The organism is Streptomyces sp. NPDC027189 (assembly GCF_055566975.1).
Genome location: NZ_JBVHRI010000009.1, coordinates 13,938 through 30,810 on the forward strand (window position 1 = coordinate 13,938; position 16,873 = coordinate 30,810).

Sequence of the window (16,873 nt, forward strand, 5' to 3'; positions counted from 1 at the left end):
GAAAGGGAGCGGACTGGGTGGGTGGGGAGCCGGGAGGACGCCGCAGCGTGAGAGGCGATCCGCCGGGACAAGAGGGATGGAGCCCCGCGGGTGCGGTACGGCCGGTGGTGGATCGGGCTCATCGCCTCGTCATCCCACTGGACAGGTGAGTTCCCGGCCGGTGTGAACGGTGAAGGCAGAGTCAGTGCGATGCACCCACAGCCGCCCACCGCACGCCCCCACCCATCCCCGGCCGCAAAAGGCCGCACGCCCCACCCATCCCCATCCGCAACAGGCCGCACGCCCCCACCCATCCCCGGCCGCAAGAGGCCGCACTTCCCACGCACCCGCAGTCGCCAGACCACGGAAGGGGCCGTGCCGGTACATCACATGCCCCGTCGCTTACGTGGTTGCCAACAAGCAGAGCCATGCAAGCCAAGCGATCTGCCACCGGCGACGGGGCGGATGTACCGGCACGGCCCCGACCCACCCACCGGCGGAAAGGCGGAACCACCCACCGACGGAACGACAGAGCCGCCCACCGACGGAACGGCGAAACCACCCACCGGCGGAACGAGGAAACACCCACCGACGGAACGGCGAAACCACCCACCGGCGGAACGGCGGAACCACCCACCACCGTGACCCGACCACGCACGGGCGAAAGGCGCACGCAGCCGCCCGCCCCCAGCTACCCCCGCCGAACCGCCCCGGCCCCCGCCCCCAAAGCCCGCCCCTGCGGCACGATCCCCGCAGGCACAGCCCGCTGCCGGGCAGGCGTCCCCGTCCAGCAGGTCCCCCGCCGGGCCAGCAGCCGCCGTAGCCACAGCTCCAGGGAGACGAGGTCGGCCAGCCCGTCCAGGGGCAGCGGCTCGCCCTCCGCGGCCGCGCGCAGCGCCTTGCGGACCACGCGGGCCTCGACCAGGCCCGCCTGGGCGAGCAACGGCGTGTCGAACAACGCGATCAAGGAATCCGCGGCCACCCGCAACCCCGTACGCGCGGCCGCAGCCGAGGACGCGTGGGACGGCGCACCCCACCCAGCGGGGAGATCGGCCACCCCCGCCCCCTCCAGCACCGTACGCAGAATCGCCGCCCGAGCCCCGGGCTGCACCCGCAGCGCCTCCGGCAGGTCACGGCACGCGCGGACCACCTGGTTGTCGAGGAACGGCGCGTGCAGCCGCTGGAAGCGGATCTCGGCGGCCTGCTCCAGGACACGCACATCCGCCGCGTGACGCGCGAGCGCCGCACGCGCGCGGAAGTCGCCCGGCCGCTGCCCGGGACCGACCCCGGGCCGCCCCGTCGCGCCCTGCAGGCGAACCGATACTTCAGCCAGCGCCTCCCCGGTCAGCCAGCGCGCCGCAGGCCCGGGTCTGGCCCAGGTGAGCGCGGCGAGCGACGCCCCCACAGCACCCCCCGGCTCCTCGAACCGCCGGTGCAGCAGCCGGTCGGCGAGCTCGTCGACACCGGTGCGGTACGGCGTACGGGCCAGCTTCCGCGCGGCGCCGTACACGCGCGCGGGGACCATCACCGACCCGTCGGCCTTGGCCAGCGCAGCGACGGGCTTCACCAGATGTCGCCGCTTGCGGTCCATCAACAGGTCGGCGAGCCGCGCCGGGTGGGCGTCCAGGACCTGCCGGGCGCCGTACCCCGTGAAGTGGTCCGCGCTCCCCGAGGAGAGCCGCGCGCGATGCCGGGCGGCCGTCACCAGCGACGGGCCCGGCTCGTCCGTCAGCGGGCCCTCCAAGTCGGCGTAAGGGAGCACCTCTTCGCCCCCGGCGACGACCACATGGTGCAGCCGGGGATTCGCGGCCAGCGTCCCGGCCCGCTCCAGCTCGGCCTCCCGCCCGCCGACGGCAAGGTCGTTGAAGGTGACCGCGAGAAGACGCTCACCGGCGCCCGTGCCGTGCCCAAGGACGGTCCCGGGCGCCCCCGGAAGCCCGGCCGCGAGCAGCGCCAGCGTCCCCGAGGCGGGCCCGCCCGAGAGGTCCGCGCCGATCCCCGGAACCGGCATCCCGCGCGCGGCACGCCGCTCCGCGGGCCCCATCCCGGGCACGGGCCCGGGGTCCACATCGGTTCCGGGCACATGGCGCGGCGCGGCAAGACGCGCGCGTACGGCCTCCACGAGGGCGTCGCGCACGGCGTCCACGGCGCGCGCAGGGTCGGCCGAGGGTGCCGCGACCGCGAGGGAGGCGACCGGCTCGTACCCGGCGATCTCGCGCGCCCCGGCGCGCAGGATCAGCGCGTGCCCCGGCGGGATGCGCCGCACACCGTCGTAAGGGGTCGAGTCGTGCACCGCGGCAGGTACGTCGGGGGCGGCGAGCAGCGCCGCCAGATGCCCGAAGTCGAGGTTCGCCTCGATGAGGTCGGCGAGGGGCAGCGCGGCGGTCGCGTAGGCGGTACCGCCCGCCCAGGGGGTGTAGAACACGGGCCGCGCGCCCGCGAGATCACCGCAGACGGTCACCCGCCGGCCCACCTGGACGACCGCCGTGTAGCTGCCGGACCAGTTGGTCAGATGCCGAAGTGCCCCTCCGCGCGCGGCGAACAGTCCGACCCGCAGCTCTTCGTCGGAGGCTCCGCAGGTGCCGAGTACGGCGATCCGGTTCTGCGCGTCGGCCTTCACCACGCGCACCTCGTCGGGGCGCCAGTCGCCGACGGCCCAGAGCGGATCGGGGTCGCCCCACAGGAGTTGGGAACCCACCGGGTGAACGGTTTCCCCGTCGCTTCCGGTGGCGCCCGCCGAGCCGATCTCAGGCGCTCTGGCGGCGGTACTGCTCCACCCCACCAACCATCGCATCGCCGCCTCCACAGGCTGTGGACAACCAGTGCACCGTACGAACTGGGCACCATGCTGCCACGAAGGAAGCGTGCGGGAGGGCCCCTGCGTCGGCTTGCGCTCCCTGAAGTGCGCCCCCAAGTGGGCGCCCACGCCGATCTGCAGTCGACGCACACCCGCCGTCGGCCCCACCCGCCGTCAACGGGGACCCGCCCCCAAGCGGTGCCGAGCGCCCCCTCGACCGACACCCGACCAGCCCCCGGGCCGACGCGAATGCGCCCCCGATACGCTCCCCCAGAACCCCCTGCGCGCCCTCAACTCACGTGGTAGGAGCCCTAATTGCCCCCGAGGGCCACCGTCGATTTTCGGCCAAATCGGCTGCGGATGGACAGGCGTGCACACGCTCCGTACAGGCCCTGCGCATCGCTCCGGCAACGCACAGTCCGGGAGGCGGAGTTCGCCTCCCGGACCGGTCCGCCGCCCGCGGGGATGGAGGCGGCGGTGTCCCCCAGCCCACTGGATCCAGTACAGCGGGCCGACCCACGCACGATCCATGGAAGCGCTCCCCCAATGGCCGGAGAAGAGCGCACGGACGGGCGCACGGCCACACAGTGGGAGCACGCCGCAACCGTCCGTACTGTCGTACGGACCACAATCCCGCCATCCGGAACTACGCCCCTTAACGCTTGGGATTGGGCGAACTACGCTGGGTTTACGAATGCCGCGTGGTTATGCCAGCGCGGCAGCCGTCTGTGTCGAGGGGTGGCGCATGTCCAGGGAGCAACGCGGGCCGAACGAAAAACTCGGCGCCGTTCTCGCCCTCGCGGGAATCAGCAACGCAGGGCTCGCGCGACGCGTCAACGACCTTGGCGCTCAACGCGGGTTGACTCTGCGCTACGACAAGACGTCGGTGGCGCGCTGGGTGTCGAAGGGAATGGTGCCCCAAGGTGCGGCGCCGCACCTCATCGCGGCCGCGATCGGCCAGAAGCTCGGGCGCCCGGTGCCGCTCCACGAGATCGGCCTCGCGGACGCGGATCCCGCACCGGAAGTGGGCCTCGCCTTCCCCCGTGACGTCGGACAGGCGGTGCGGTCGGCTACCGAGCTGTACCGCCTCGACCTCGCCGGGCGCCGGGCCGGCAGCGGCGGCATCTGGCAGTCGCTGGCGGGATCGTTCGCAGTGAGCGCATACGCAACTCCCGCGTCACGGTGGCTGATAACCCCGGCCGACAGCTCGGTGGCGCGCGAGGTGAGCCCCGGTGAGGGCTCCGGAGCACCGCTGAAAGTCGGCCACAGCGACGTGCAGAAGCTCCGCGAGGCGGCCGAGGACGCCAGGCGCTGGGATTCCAAGTACGGGGGCGGCGACTGGCGTTCGTCCATGGTGCCCGAGTGCTTGAGGGTGGAGGCGGCACCGCTGCTGCTCGGCTCGTACTCGGACGAGGTGGGCAGAGCCCTCTTCGGAGCGAGCGCCGAGCTCACCCGTCTCGCCGGGTGGATGGCCTTCGACACCGGCCAGCAGGAGGCGGCCCAGCGCTACTACATCCAGGCGCTGCGCCTGGCCCGGGCGGCCGCCGACGTGCCTCTGGGGGGCTACGTACTCGCCTCCATGTCCCTCCAGGCGACCTACCGCGGCTTCGGCGACGAGGGCGTCGACCTCGCCCAGGCCGCCCTGGAGCGCAACCGGGGGCTGGCGACAGCCCGCACCATGAGCTTCTTCCGCCTCGTCGAGGCACGCGCGCACGCGCGCGCCGGTGACGCCCAGGCGGCCGGCGCCGCCCTGCGGGCCGCCGAGGGCTGGCTGGAGCGGGCCCGCGACGGCGACAACGACCCGACCTGGCTCGGTTTCTACTCGTACGACCGCTTCGCCGCCGACGCGGCCGAGTGCTACCGCGACCTGAAGGCACCGCGTCAGGTGCGCCGCTTCACCGAGCAGGCGCTGTCGAAGCCGACGGAGGAGTTCGTACGCTCGCACGGGCTGCGCCTGGTGGTGTCGGCGGTCGCCGAGCTGGAGTCGGGCAACCTCGACGCGGCGTGCGAGCAGGGCGTACGGGCGGTGGAGGTCGCGGGGCGCATCTCCTCCGCACGCACCACCGAGTACGTGAAGGATCTCCTGCACCGGCTGGAGCCGTACGGCGACGAACCGCGGGTGGTCGAACTGCGGGAGCGCGCACGGCCGCTGCTGATGGCTCCCGCATAAGCGCTCCGCTGGGGGGCAGGGTTCCGACGCGTCTGCCTGGCGCCGCGGTCTCGGGGCCGCAGGTGGTGTGTGGCTGGTCGCGCCCACACGGCGGAGCCGCCCCGCGCCCCTTCGGGGCGCAGGGGCCACCCGCCGGGTTTGAGCGTGTTGTCAGTGGCGCAGTGCACTATCGAAGTCGGGAGGTGGTGCAGGTGCGGGAGCTCGCGTACGACTGCGATGTGCTGGTGATCGGCGGCGGCATCGTCGGCTTGTCGACGGCGTATGCGATCACGCGCGCGGCGCCGGGCACACGGGTGACGGTGCTGGAGAAGGAGCAGGGGCCCGCCCGGCACCAGACGGGGCGCAACAGCGGGGTGATCCACAGCGGGATCTACTACCGCCCGGGCTCCCTCAAGGCGCGGTACGCGGTGCGGGGCGCCGCCGAGATGGTCAAGTTCTGCGCGGAGTACGGCATCGCGCACGCCGTCACCGGCAAGCTGATCGTCGCCACGGACAAGGCGGAGCTCCCCCGGCTGCACGGACTGGTCCAGCGCGGCCGGGAGAACGGCATTCCGGTACGAGAGCTGGGTCCCGCCCAGATAGCGGAGTACGAGCCAGAGGTGCGCGGGCTCGCCGCCATCCATGTCGGCACGACGGGGATCTGCGACTTCGTCGCGGTGGCCCGGCAGCTCGCGGAGTCCTCCGGGGCCGAGATCCGGTACGGGGCGGATGTCGTCCGCGTCGACCGGCGGCCCGGGCGCGGCGCCGCCGTGCTCACCGCCGACGGGGCGGTGGTCCGCGGGCGCGTGCTGGTCAATTGCGCGGGACTGCACTGCGACGAGGTCGCGCGGCTCGTGGGGGACGATCCAGGAATGCGGATCGTGCCCTTCCGGGGCGAGTACTACTCGCTGGCGCGGCCCGAGCTGGTGCACGGGCTGGTCTATCCCGTGCCGGACCCCGCCTTCCCCTTCCTCGGGGTGCATCTCACCCGGGGGATCGACGGGGGCGTCCACATCGGGCCGAACGCGGTACCCGCACTCGCCCGGGAGGGGTACGGGTGGGGTGTCGTACGCCCTCGTGAGCTGGGGGCGACTCTGGCGTGGCCCGGGGCCTGGCGGATCGCTCGGCGGCACTGGCGGTACGGGGCGGGGGAGCTGCGGCGGTCGCTGTCGAAGCCGGCGTTCACGGATGCCGTGCGGCGGCTGCTGCCCGCGGTGACGCCGGACGATCTGGTCCCCGCGGCGGCGGGGGTCCGTGCGCAGGCCGTCCTGCGCGACGGGACGCTGGTGGACGACTTCCTGATCCGGGAGGGGCCCCGGACCGTGCATGTGCTGAACGCGCCGTCGCCTGCCGCTACGGCTTCACTGCCGATCGGGAGAGAGGTCGCCCGGAGGGCGCTGGGTGCGCTGGCGCGGGCGTGAGGAGTCTTTTCGCCCCCTCCCCCTTACCCCTCTCCCCCGAGCTCTCGGCTTCGCTCGAGCAGGGGACCCCCAGCGTTCCTGGGAGCTGCCGCCCCCGGCCTCCCGCTGAAAGATCGCTCAGTTCCCCGCGCCCCTGAACGGGCAGCGGGGGCCAGTAACCGCCGTAAAATCGACCCCACTGTGTCTGAGTCCTCCTTCACCTCCCCCGAAGAGCCGCGGCCCGTCTCACCCGCCGGCGGCTCGCTGCGTCACACCCGTGCCAAGGGAGAGCCCCGGTTCCCCGACGGACCGAAGGCCGACCCCGCCGGGTCGCACTTCGAGCGTCGGATCCGGAGTTTTCAGCCGCGGCGGAGTCGCGTGACCGCCGGACAGGCGGACGCGCTGCAGCGGCTGTGGCCCAAGTGGGGGCTGGACATCGACGGGCAGCGGACGATCGACCTGGCGGAGCTGTTCGGGGGCGACCTGCCCGTGGTGCTCGAGATCGGGTTCGGGATGGGCGAGGCCACCGCGCAGATGGCGGCCGAGGACCCGGAGACCGGAATCCTCGCCGTGGATGTGCACACCCCGGGACAGGGCAACCTGCTCAATCTCGCGGACCGGAGCGGTCTGTCCAACGTCCGGGTCGGCAACGGCGACGCGATCATCCTGCTCAGGGAGATGCTCCAGCCGGAGTCCCTGAGCGGCCTGCGCGTGTACTTCCCGGACCCCTGGCCGAAGAAGCGCCACCACAAGCGGCGGCTGATCCAGCCGGAGTTCCTCAGCCTCGTCGCGACCCGCCTCAAGCCGGGCGCCCTGGTGCACTGCGCGACCGACTGGGAGCCGTACGCCGAACAGATGCTCGAAGTGTTGAGCGCGCACCCGGACTTCGAGAACACCCAGCCCGACGGCGGTTACGCGCCACGTCCGGACTTCCGGCCGCTGACCCGTTTCGAGGGCCAGGGACTGGACAAGGGTCATGTGGTGAACGACCTCCTGTTCCGGCGCGTACAGCACCTCGTAGACCACCCGGACCAGCAACCGGACCATTAATCTGACCCGCAATCCGTCGACGGCTGAAGCCCGCTGAAGCTCCGCGGGGGGTTCACGGACGTCTCTCGGGAACCCTCGAAGCGGCACCAGGCACCGTCGCGGGCTGCGCCCCTCCCTCGTTAGGGTCGATGCCGTGGCCACCTGTCCCCCGTACCCGACGCACCCCAGCGGTTCCGCCGGCGGTGCGCTGCGGCACGCACACTGGTGGCAGCGGAAGTGGGTGCGGTACGGCGCGCTGATCGCGTTGCTCGCGATCTCCGGACTCGTGATCCTGGCCCTCGTCCGCGAACAGACCGGCACCGAGGGCTTTCTGGTCGGCCTCGGCCTCGCCGTGTTCCCGGTGCCGCTCCTCATAGCCGCCTTCCGCTGGCTGGACCGGGTCGAGCCCGGGCCCTGGCGGAACCTGCTCTTCTCCTTCGCCTGGGGCGCCTGCGCGGCCGCGCTCATAGCGATCGTCGCCAACAGCTTCGCGACCAGATGGATAGCGACCGCGACCGCGGATCCCTCCAGCGCCGACACGCTTGGCGCGACTGTCATCGCGCCCATCGTCGAGGAGTCCGCGAAGGCCGCGGCCGTGCTGCTGGTCTTCCTCTTCCGCAGACGGGACTTCACCGGGATCGTCGACGGGGTGGTGATAGCCGGGGTCACCGCCACCGGCTTCGCGTTCACCGAGAACATCCTCTACCTCGGCACCGCCTTCGGCACCGACCAGCTCAGCGGCGAGCGCGGGCTCGCGTCCGTCACCGCCGCGACCTTCTTCGTCCGCGTGGTGATGTCGCCCTTCGCGCACCCGCTCTTCACCGTGCTGACCGGCATCGGCTTCGGCATCGCGGCCCTGTCCGCCGAACGCCGGCATCTGCGCCGCGTCCTGCTCCCCCTCACCGGACTGCTGCTCGCCATGGGCATGCACTCCGCCTGGAACAGTTCGTCGAGCTTCGGGGAGTACGGGTTCTTCGCGGTGTACGCCGCGTTCATGGTGCCCGCGTTCGGGCTGCTGACCTGGCTGGCCATCTGGACGCGGCAGCGTGAGCTGCGCACCGTGCGCGCGGAACTGCCCGCCTACGCCGTCGCCGGCTGGCTGACCGCGCCCGAGCCGTATGTGCTCGGCTCGATGCGGGCGCGGCGGCTCGCCCGCGAGTGGGCCGGGCACCACTTCGGGAAGCCCGCGGCTCGCTCGGTCGCGGAGTACGAGGCGTACGCGACCTCGCTGGCGTTTCTACGGCATCGGGGGCGCCGTGGGCGCGCCGGTGCCGACTTCGTCGTACGGGAGCGGGAGTTGCTCGACGAGCTGTGGCGGCGCCGGGATGTCGCCCGCCCTGCCCTGTCCTACGCGGCCCGGGCCACAGCCCCGGTGGTCCCGGTGGTCCCGGTACCTCCACCGTGGCCCGCACCCGGCTACGCGTACACGTACAGCCACCCCTACGGGCCCGCGGCCACCCCATATCCCGCGTACAACCCGTACCGCTCGTAGTTTTTCGCCCCCGCCGCCCCTACCCTCCCCCACTCTCGGCTTCGCTCGAGCGGGGGGACCCCCATCGTCCCGGGGGGCTGCGCCCCCAGGCCCCCCTAAAAGATCGCGCAGTTCCCCGCGCCCCTCTACGGGCGCGGGGAACTGCGCGACAAGCCCCCGCGCACCCGCAGCCGAAAGGCTGGTACGGGACGAGTGGGGGCGGAGGGCGCGAAAAAACAACAGCCGTTACGCCGACGCCTCCGTCAACTTGACCAGCTCCCCGTCCGTCAGGACCAGGTCCGCCACCCCCAGCAGCGCCGGCAACTGCTCAGGCGTCCGCGCCGAGGAGATGGGCGCCGCGACCGTCGGCTGGGCGGCGAGCCAGGCGAGGGCGACCGTGGCGATCTCGGCGTCATGGGCCTGGGCGACCTCGTCGAGGGCGGCGAGCACACGAACCCCCCGCTCCGTCTCAAGGTGCTTGGCCGCACCCTGGGCCCGCGCCGAGTCCACCGTCGCCCCCGGCCGGTACTTACCGGTAAGGAAACCGGAGGCGAGGGCGAAGTACGGGACGGCCGCCAGACCGGAGCGCGACGCGATGTCCCGCAGCGCGCCCTCGTACGTGTCGCGCGAGACGAGGTTGTAGTGCGGCTGGAGGGCGACGTACCGCGCGAGCCCCTCGCGGTCGGAGAACTCCAGGGACTCCTGGAGCCGCTCGGGCGAGATGTTGGACGCGGCGATGTGGCGCACCTTGCCCGCCTTCACCAGCTCGTCGAGCGCACCGATGATCTCCTCGACCGGCACCTCGGGCTTGTCGAAATGGGTGTAGTAGAGGTCGATGTAGTCGGTGCCCAGGCGGCGCAGGGATGCGTCGGCCGCGGCCTTGATGTTGGCGGCGGACAGCCCCGGATACTCGGGGTGCTGGCTGACCTTGGTGGCGACCACGACATCCGAGCGGTTGCCGCGCGCCTTGAGCCACTTGCCGATGATGGTCTCGGACTCGCCGCCCTTGTTGCCCTCGATCCACGCCGAGTACGAGTCGGCCGTGTCGAGGAAGTTGCCGCCGGCGGCCGCGTACGCGTCGAGGACGGCGAAGGACTGGGACTCGTCGGCGGTCCAGCCGAAAACGTTGCCGCCGAGGGAGAGCGGGAAGACCTCGAGGTCGGAGGAACCAAGCTTGCGCAGAGAAGTCATGCTCAACTTCAACACCCGTGCCGGATGGATGTATTCCACACACGATTACCCGCACGATCACACGCCGAGACGCCGCGCGACTCCGCACACGCCTGACCGGCAGCCCTGACGTCGGGGGGGTGCCGTCAGGACCACCGGGGATCAGGGGAACGTAGGTGTCAGGGGTTGATGCCCTTGCTGCGCAGCCACGCCATCGGGTCGATCGCGTCGCCGCCGCCGGGGTGGACCTCCAGGTGCAGGTGCGGCCCGGTGACGTTGCCCGTCGCGCCCACGCGCCCGATCACGTCACCCGTGGCGACCTTCTGGCCCGCGCTGACGCTGATCGACGACTGGTGGCAGAACCACAGCTCCGTACCGTCGTCGAGGGTGAGAATCGTGCGGTAGCCGTACGCGCCGGCCCAGCCCGCCTCCGTGACGGTGCCGCTGTGGATCGCCTTGATCAGCGTGCCGGTGGGCGCGGCGAAGTCGAGACCCGTGTGGTAGCCGGAGGACCACATGGAGCCGGCCTCGCCGAACCGGGAAGTCAGCGTGTACGAGGAGGTGGGCAGCGAGTAACTCTTGGCGAGCTCGGCGAGGCGCTTGGCCTCGGCGGCCTGCCTGGCAGCCTCGTCCGCCTTCTTCTTCGCGGCGGCGGCCTTGGCCTCGGCGTCGTCCTGCTGCTTGGCGGCGAGCGCGACGGCCTGCTTCGCGGCGGCGGCCTCGGCGGCGTCCTGGGCCGCGCTGTCGACCTGGTCCTGCTGCGACTCGGCCTGCTGCATGATGCGGGCGCGCAGTGCCTCGCCCGCGTCGGTGGCGCCCTCCGCGGCGTCGGCGCTGGTCAGACCGGCGCTGGTGAGCGGGGTGGCGGAACCCTTCGGCGTGCTGGAGCCACCGTCGGATATCAGGGCCTTGGCGGATTCGGTGACCGACGACAGGTCGGGCAGCGAGATCGACACCGGCGGCTTGCCGGGCGCCGCGGTGGCCATGCCACCCGCGCCGACGGCGGCGATGACGCCTACGCCGAGAACCGTGGAGCTGCGGGCGAGTCCTCCGCCGCGCTGCTTGCTGACGCGGTGCCGGCCGCGGACGGGACGGACGGAATCCTCAGTGGGGTTCCACTCCTCCCAAGGACCCTCGTCATTGCCGTACGCGTAGCCGAAGGGCTGTGTGTCGCTGGGCGCGAACGAGGTTTGCTGGGCAGGCCGGTTGGACGCCACGTGGGCGTGCTCCTTTCCTTCCTTCTCGCCTACCGGGTTAGCTGACGGGTTCGGAGCAGGAAGGTCTCCTACGCGCGTCCACCACGGTTTCTCCACCGTGAAAGACGCTCGATTCACCCCAAGTTGGTGGTTCCCCGGTTCCCTTGCGGGATTCGGCGCGTGCGCACGGAGCCGCCTCTTGTGACGGCTGGGACGACCGCGCTGCGTTATCGAACGTTAATAGACTCGGGTACCGGATTCCAAGCTGTTCGGACTGATCATTAACGCTTTTGGCCAGGACTTTGGGGTCACCACCGGCCTAAATCGGGCGAGTTGACCACGCTTCACAACCTTCGAGTCAGCTGACGGTATGTCAGTTGTTATGCGGAGGGGCATCGTCCGATCACCCCTCGTGACAACGATCAAGAACGCCGCACGGACGACTCGCAGGGAAGCCATAGGGACGACTCTCAAGAACGCCGCACGGCAAGCAGCGCCATGTCGTCCGTCGTGCCGTCGACCGTGTGCCGGCGGACCTCCTCGGCGAGGGCCGCCAGCAGGGCGTCCGGCCCGGGGAAGACGCGTCCCGCGAGGCGCGCGGCGGGATCGTAGAAGCCCCCGCGCTCGTCGCGGGCTTCGGACAGGCCGTCGGTGTGCAGGAGCAGCGTCGCGCCGTGCGGGAACTTGGCCTGCACGGCCCGGTCGGGCCAGGTGCCCAACTCGCCCATGCCGAGCGGCAGCGCGGGATCCTCGGCGTCGAGTGTGACGAGCGTGCCGTCCGCGTGCAGCAGCAGCGGCGGCGGATGGCCGCGGTTGACGATCCGTACGACGTCCTCGCCGTGCGGGATCTCGGCGAGTACGGCCGTGGTGAACCCCTCGAAGGCGTCGAGGCCTTGGCGCCGGGTGCCTTCGCGCGCCAGCGCCCGCTCCAGGCGCTGCGCGACCGCCTCCAGCGTCGCCTCCTGCTCGGCCGCCTCCCGGAACGCCCCGATGACGACGGCGACGGCGGCCACCGCGCCCATGCCCTTCCCGCGTACGTCGCCCACGACCAGCCGTACGCCGTGCGGGGAGTCCTGCACCGCGTACAGGTCGCCGCCGATGAACGCGTCCGCCTGCGCGGCCTCGTAGCGCGCCGCGACCTCGAGGCCGCCGATCCGCTCGTCGGGTTCCGGCAGCACGGCGCGCTGGGCGGACTCGGCGATCTCCCGCACCGTGGCGAGCCGTGCGTCGCTGCGGCGGACGAGGATGTTGATGACGACGGCCAGGATGCCGGCCGTCGCCACCGTGACCACTTCGGTGACCGAGTCGACGTCCGGGACGATGCCGAGCCCGATGTGGATCGTGAACACCGCGGTGATGCCCGCGAGGCCGGTGAGCACCGTGCCGCGCAGTGAGTAGAGGGGTGCGGCCACGAGCGGCGCGGCCGTGAAGAGAGGGGCCGCGGTGAAGTCCGACGGCGTGAAGTAGTCGTAGCAGGCCCCGGCGACGATGAGCAGCGCGGGGAGCGCCCGGACGAAGGCCCGCGCCGTCGAGATCCTGCGCCGGCCGGGTTCCGCGGCGCCGGGCGGCCGGGTGTCCCCGAGGCCGGGGTCGGGCACGGGCACGGGGTCGCCGGGCAGCCGTCCACCGGACCGGTCGTACGGGCCCTCGGCCCACTGCTCGCCTGTTTGCTGCCCCACCCGTCCAGGCTTCCCGGAGCGGGGGCGGGGGGCGACCGGTGTGGACCGACCGGGGGACGAGGAGAGGTCGGGATGTGCGGAGCCGTGGTGGCCGGCAAACACCAAGGGCCGGAACTCGTGAATCCGAGTTCCGGCCCTTGGCCTTCAGTAGCGGGGACAGGATTTGAACCTGCGACCTCTGGGTTATGAGCCCAGCGAGCTACCGAGCTGCTCCACCCCGCGTCGTTGACATCAGTGTACGCCATCCGCGGGACCCGAAGCACACACGTTTAAACGGGCCCCCGTGCGGACCCCAGCGGCAGGTGTCGGCGGGATTCACAAAAGGTGCCGGTTGGGCGCCTTGGCGCGCTCCTCGTACTCCGGGAGTACGACCACGTCGGCGCCCTCGGCCACGAGGAGCCCGTTCCCGTCGGCCCCGGCGACGAACGTGTCGGGCTCCCGCCAAGCGGTGACCACCCGCCGTACCCCCGCGTCGAGAATCAGCCGGGCACACGGGGCCGGCCGGGAGGCCCGCCGGGCGCAGGGCTCCAGGCTGCTGTACACCGTGGCCGAGCCGAGGCGCGGATCGGCGGGGTCGATCTTGGCGAGCGCCGCCTCCTCGGCGTGCACCACGGAGTCGCCGCCCTCACGGGAGTACCCGCGCGCCAGCTCGGTCCCATCGGCGGCCACCACCACCGCGCCCACACTGAACGCGGTCTCCGAGGGCGGGCACAACGCGGCCAGCTCGCAGGCGAGCGTCAGCCAGTGCCGGTCCGCGGCGGCGGCGAGCCGACCGACGCCGGGCGCCGTGGGGACGTACCGGATGAGGACGACGTCCCCGACGGCCCGTGTCTCCATCAGCCGCATCCGCCCGGGGGGATAGGCCCCGGGCCCGAACAGCCGCGGCGCGTCCGGCTGCCCGACGAAGAGCGGCGCGACGGCGAGCTGCAGCTCGTCCGCGAGCTCCTCCCGCATCAGCTGGGTGTGCACCCGTCCGCCCCCTTCGACCATGAGGCGCCGCACACCCCGTACGTCATGAAGGTGTTCCAGGAGCACACGCCAGTCGAGTTCGGGGCCGGTCGACACGATGTCGACGCCGAGCCCGTCGTCGAGTCCGCGCAGGGCGTCGGTCGCCCGCGCGGCGCCCTTGTCCGTCGTATAGACGATCTTCTCGCCGCCCGTGTGCCAGAACTGGGCCGCCGGGTCGAGGTCGCCGGACCCGCTGACGGTGACCTTCAGCGGGTACTCGGGGCGGCCGGCGGCGACCCGCGCCGCGCGCCGCCTGGCCGAGTTGACCAGGAGCCGGGGATTGTCCGAGCGGATCGTGCCCGCGCCGACCAGGATCGCGTCGCTGGACGCCCGCTCCTCGTCGACCCGGTCGAAGTCGGCCGGGCCCGAGAGCAGCAGCCGCTCGGGGCCTGTGTCGTCCAGGAAGCCGTCGAGGGAGACGGCGGCGGACAACAGGACGTAGGGGTGGGGCATGGGGGCGCACCCTCCGGCTCGCGGTGGCTCGTACGGTTCGCGGACTCACGACGACTCGTACGGTTCAAGGACTCAGGATGACCCGTACGGTTGACTCAGAGCCTGTGGTTCAACTTTTAAACAATACCTACACTGGCGACATGACGACCCGCTGGCTCTCCCCCGCCGAACAGCGCGCCTGGCGCTCGTACGTCTCCGCCTCCTCGCTCCTGGAGGACACGATCGACCGCCAGCTCCAGGCGGAGGCGGGCATGCCCCACCTTTACTACTCCATCCTGGCCATGCTGTCCGAGGCGCCGGAGCGGCAGCTGCGGATGACCGAGCTCGCCGAGATTTTGAAGATCACCCGTAGCCGGCTGACATACGCGGTGACGCGGCTGGAGAACGACGGCGCGGTACGGCGCGAGGGCTGCCCCACCGACAAGCGAGGCCATGTCGCGGTCCTCACGGACGAGGGCATGACCCTCCTGGAGCGGACGGCGCCGGGGCATGTGGAGACGGTACGGTCGGCGGTCTTCGACCATCTGACGCCCGAGCAGGTGGGGCAGTTGGAGGAGATCTGCGGGAGCATCGCGCGGGCGATTCAGGGCGAAAGTTCCGGGGTCGGCGGGGAAGATCTGCCGTGGCGGCGGCGTTCCTCCACATCGTGAGGGACGCGAGGGGCGGGTAAAGTCCATTGCTTGAACTTTAAAGCACATGTACTGTCTCCCTCCAGGGGCATGCTTCAAATCTGAAGCACTGCCTGGCGAACCCGCTGGACCGGACCGGAGAGACAACATGCGCGACTACCCCACCGCCACCGTGCGCACCCGCGTCACGGTCCCCCTGCGCTTCGGCGACGGCTACTCGGTCGACGCGGAGCTGGTCACCTTCCACGGCCTCGCCGACGACAAGGAGCACCTGGCCGTCGTCCTCGGCGAGCCCGGGGCCGACCCGCTGGTGCGACTGCACTCCGAGTGCCTGACCGGCGACGTCTTCGGCTCGGCCCGCTGCGACTGCGGCCCGCAGCTGCGCGAGGCGGTGGAACAGATCGCGGAGCGGGGCGGGGTGCTGCTGTACCTGCGGCAGGAGGGCCGCGGCATCGGCCTCTACAACAAGCTCGACGCCTACGCCCTCCAGGACCAGGGCCTGGACACCTACGCCGCGAACGCCGCGCTGGGCCTGCCCGAGGACGGCCGCGACTACACGGCCGCCGCGCAGATGCTCCAGGCCCTCGGCATCGACTCCCTGGACCTGCTGTCCAACAACCCCGACAAGGCCGACCAGCTCCGCGACCTCGGCATCACGGTCTCCCACCGCGTCCCGACGGGCGTCTTCACGACCGCACACAACGTCCGCTACCTCCGCGCGAAGGTCCTCCAGACCCAGCACACCCTCCCGCTGCCGGAACTCACGGCGGGCTGACGCCTTCTTCTCCGACCAGCCCCCGAAGCCTGCGAACCTCCGCCACGAGCCGGGGCACCGTCTCCCGCGCCATCGCGATGAACGCCGCGTTCTCGTGCCAGCGCTCGTCCGCGCAGTCCACGTAACGCGGGTGCTGCACCAGCGTCGCGGCGACCATCTCGCGGTGGTCGAAGCGGGGCCACCGCTCACCGCGCCCGGTGTCCTCGGCGGTACTGACGGCGACGAGGTTCATGGCGTGGTCGTCGTCCAGGAGCCGGACGAACCAGGGCCCTGGCGTGGCCGCGGCGCACAGTTCGCCGATCGCGTCGAGATCGAGCACTTCGTCTGCCATTCCGCAGCCTCCACGACTTCCGTTGACGGAACCCTTGTCCCGGTCGAGGATCTCCCGAGAGGGCCGACAGGTCCCGTCAGGAGGAGTGGCCCGTGGACGACGCGGCGGCGCAGACCGGGTCGGAGGCCATCGCCCTCTTGCGCGAGCTCGGTGCGGAGCGGATCGACCATCCGGGGGGCACACTGCTGGCGCACCTGGTGCGGGTGCGGGACCGGCTGGCCCGCTGGGAGGCCCGGCGCGCGCTCCAACTCGCCGGGCTCTGCCACGCGTTCTACGGCACCGACGGCTTCGCCACCGCCCTGCTCCCGACCGACCGCCGCGCCGAGCTGAGATCCGTCATCGGCACCGAGGCCGAGGCCCAGGTCCACTTCTACGCGAGCTGCGACCGGACGGCCTCGTATCCGACCCTCGCGTCCGCGTCCCCGGCCTTCCGCGACCGCTTCACCGGCCGCACCTGGGCCCCCGCCCCGCCGCAGCTCCGCGACTTCGCCGAACTCACCGCCGCCAATGAACTCGACCTCGTCGACGAGAACCCCGACTGGCGAGCCCAGTGGGGCCCCGACCTGCTGACCCTCTTCACCGGCTTCCGCCCGCTCCTCAGCGACCAGGCCTGGCGCGACTGCGAGAAAACCCTGCTCACCGCCTGAACAACGACAACAGCGCCCCGCCCGACCGAAGCCGGGCGGGGCGCTGTGCGCGGTAGACCCTGTGGGACTCGAACCCACAACCAATGGATTAAAAGTCCACTGCTCTGCCAATTGAGCTAAGGGTCCACGCACCGGCCCGTATCGATCCCGTGCCGATGCA

The 16,873-nt window shown here is 71.8% G+C and carries 13 protein-coding genes, 2 tRNA genes and 1 riboswitch; of the genes, 7 read left to right on the forward strand and 8 right to left on the reverse strand.

Annotation, left to right across the window (positions count from 1 at the left end; translation table 11 throughout):
- Positions 1 to 670: 670 nt before the first annotated feature.
- Entirely contained in the window at positions 671 to 2,773 is a 2,103-nt protein-coding gene (locus tag ACZ4RZ_RS22565) for an asparagine synthase-related protein (protein ID WP_467746997.1), read from the reverse strand.
- Positions 2,774 to 3,521: 748 nt separating this feature from the next.
- Here ACZ4RZ_RS22565 and ACZ4RZ_RS22570 point away from each other — a divergent pair.
- The 4 genes from ACZ4RZ_RS22570 (at position 3,522) to ACZ4RZ_RS22585 (ending at position 8,846) form a co-directional block, all read left to right on the forward strand.
- Positions 3,522 to 4,946 (forward strand): MFS transporter, encoded by a 1,425-nt coding sequence (locus ACZ4RZ_RS22570; RefSeq protein ID WP_467746999.1) that lies wholly within the window; start codon positions 3,522 to 3,524, stop codon positions 4,944 to 4,946.
- Positions 4,947 to 5,128: 182 nt separating this feature from the next.
- Complete coding sequence (gene lhgO, locus ACZ4RZ_RS22575; RefSeq protein WP_467747388.1) at positions 5,129 to 6,346, forward strand: L-2-hydroxyglutarate oxidase; 1,218 nt, start codon at positions 5,129 to 5,131, stop codon at positions 6,344 to 6,346.
- A 243-nt stretch (positions 6,347 to 6,589) separates the two neighbouring features.
- Positions 6,590 to 7,375, forward strand: a complete 786-nt coding sequence (gene trmB / locus ACZ4RZ_RS22580) for a tRNA (guanosine(46)-N7)-methyltransferase TrmB (RefSeq protein ID WP_467747390.1) — start codon at positions 6,590 to 6,592, stop codon at positions 7,373 to 7,375.
- Between the two features lie 133 nt (positions 7,376 to 7,508).
- Entirely contained in the window at positions 7,509 to 8,846 is a 1,338-nt protein-coding gene (locus ACZ4RZ_RS22585) for a PrsW family intramembrane metalloprotease (protein WP_467747001.1), read from the forward strand.
- A 225-nt stretch (positions 8,847 to 9,071) separates the two neighbouring features.
- Here ACZ4RZ_RS22585 and ACZ4RZ_RS22590 read toward each other — a convergent pair whose 3' ends face one another.
- The 5 genes from ACZ4RZ_RS22590 to ACZ4RZ_RS22610 all read right to left on the reverse strand — a co-directional run bounded on the left by ACZ4RZ_RS22590 (position 9,072) and on the right by ACZ4RZ_RS22610 (position 14,331).
- Positions 9,072 to 10,016, reverse strand: a complete 945-nt coding sequence (locus tag ACZ4RZ_RS22590) for an aldo/keto reductase (RefSeq protein ID WP_467747391.1) — start codon at positions 10,014 to 10,016, stop codon at positions 9,072 to 9,074.
- Positions 10,017 to 10,174: 158 nt separating this feature from the next.
- Complete coding sequence (locus ACZ4RZ_RS22595) at positions 10,175 to 11,212, reverse strand: M23 family metallopeptidase (protein WP_467747002.1); 1,038 nt, start codon at positions 11,210 to 11,212, stop codon at positions 10,175 to 10,177.
- An 11-nt stretch (positions 11,213 to 11,223) separates the two neighbouring features.
- A riboswitch (cyclic di-AMP (ydaO/yuaA leader) is annotated at positions 11,224 to 11,380 on the reverse strand.
- 281 nt (positions 11,381 to 11,661) lie between these two features.
- Complete coding sequence (locus ACZ4RZ_RS22600; RefSeq protein WP_467747004.1) at positions 11,662 to 12,870, reverse strand: PP2C family protein-serine/threonine phosphatase; 1,209 nt, start codon at positions 12,868 to 12,870, stop codon at positions 11,662 to 11,664.
- A gap of 148 nt (positions 12,871 to 13,018) precedes the next feature.
- A tRNA-Met gene (locus tag ACZ4RZ_RS22605) sits at positions 13,019 to 13,092 on the reverse strand.
- 93 nt (positions 13,093 to 13,185) lie between these two features.
- On the reverse strand, positions 13,186 to 14,331 hold the full coding sequence (locus ACZ4RZ_RS22610) for a dihydrofolate reductase family protein (protein WP_467747006.1): 1,146 nt from the start codon (positions 14,329 to 14,331) through the stop codon (positions 13,186 to 13,188).
- 140 nt (positions 14,332 to 14,471) lie between these two features.
- Here ACZ4RZ_RS22610 and ACZ4RZ_RS22615 point away from each other — a divergent pair, with 140 nt between their 5' ends.
- Both ACZ4RZ_RS22615 and ACZ4RZ_RS22620 read left to right on the forward strand, forming a co-directional pair.
- Positions 14,472 to 14,981 carry a MarR family winged helix-turn-helix transcriptional regulator gene (locus ACZ4RZ_RS22615; protein ID WP_467747008.1) on the forward strand — a complete coding sequence of 170 codons (510 nt, stop codon included), beginning with the start codon at positions 14,472 to 14,474 and terminating at the stop codon, positions 14,979 to 14,981.
- 127 nt (positions 14,982 to 15,108) lie between these two features.
- Entirely contained in the window at positions 15,109 to 15,735 is a 627-nt protein-coding gene (locus ACZ4RZ_RS22620; protein ID WP_467747010.1) for a GTP cyclohydrolase II, read from the forward strand.
- On the opposite strand, the gene ACZ4RZ_RS22625 is transcribed toward ACZ4RZ_RS22620, so the two are convergent.
- A complete protein-coding gene (locus tag ACZ4RZ_RS22625; protein ID WP_467747011.1) occupies positions 15,722 to 16,066 on the reverse strand; it encodes a hypothetical protein in 345 nt (114 codons plus the stop codon). The genes ACZ4RZ_RS22620 and ACZ4RZ_RS22625 overlap by 14 nt on opposite strands.
- Positions 16,067 to 16,158: 92 nt before the next feature.
- On the opposite strand from ACZ4RZ_RS22625, the gene ACZ4RZ_RS22630 reads away from it, so the two are divergent.
- On the forward strand, positions 16,159 to 16,713 hold the full coding sequence (locus ACZ4RZ_RS22630; RefSeq protein ID WP_467747012.1) for a DUF6817 domain-containing protein: 555 nt from the start codon (positions 16,159 to 16,161) through the stop codon (positions 16,711 to 16,713).
- Between the two features lie 53 nt (positions 16,714 to 16,766).
- On the opposite strand, the gene ACZ4RZ_RS22635 is transcribed toward ACZ4RZ_RS22630, so the two are convergent.
- A tRNA-Lys gene (locus ACZ4RZ_RS22635) sits at positions 16,767 to 16,839 on the reverse strand.
- Positions 16,840 to 16,873: the final 34 nt, after the last annotated feature.

Excerpts from the sequence above, each read along its gene's own strand:
- ACZ4RZ_RS22565 (WP_467746997.1), bottom strand. The coding sequence starts at position 2,773 with ATGCGATGGTTGGTGGGGTGGAGCAGTACCGCCGCCAGAGCGCCTGAG.
- ACZ4RZ_RS22570 (WP_467746999.1), top strand. The coding sequence starts at position 3,522 with ATGTCCAGGGAGCAACGCGGGCCGAACGAAAAACTCGGCGCCGTTCTC.
- ACZ4RZ_RS22590 (WP_467747391.1), bottom strand. The coding sequence starts at position 10,016 with ATGACTTCTCTGCGCAAGCTTGGTTCCTCCGACCTCGAGGTCTTCCCG.
- ACZ4RZ_RS22610 (WP_467747006.1), bottom strand. The coding sequence starts at position 14,331 with ATGCCCCACCCCTACGTCCTGTTGTCCGCCGCCGTCTCCCTCGACGGC.
- ACZ4RZ_RS22615 (WP_467747008.1), top strand. The coding sequence starts at position 14,472 with ATGACGACCCGCTGGCTCTCCCCCGCCGAACAGCGCGCCTGGCGCTCG.
- ACZ4RZ_RS22620 (WP_467747010.1), top strand. The coding sequence starts at position 15,109 with ATGCGCGACTACCCCACCGCCACCGTGCGCACCCGCGTCACGGTCCCC.
- ACZ4RZ_RS22625 (WP_467747011.1), bottom strand. The coding sequence starts at position 16,066 with ATGGCAGACGAAGTGCTCGATCTCGACGCGATCGGCGAACTGTGCGCC.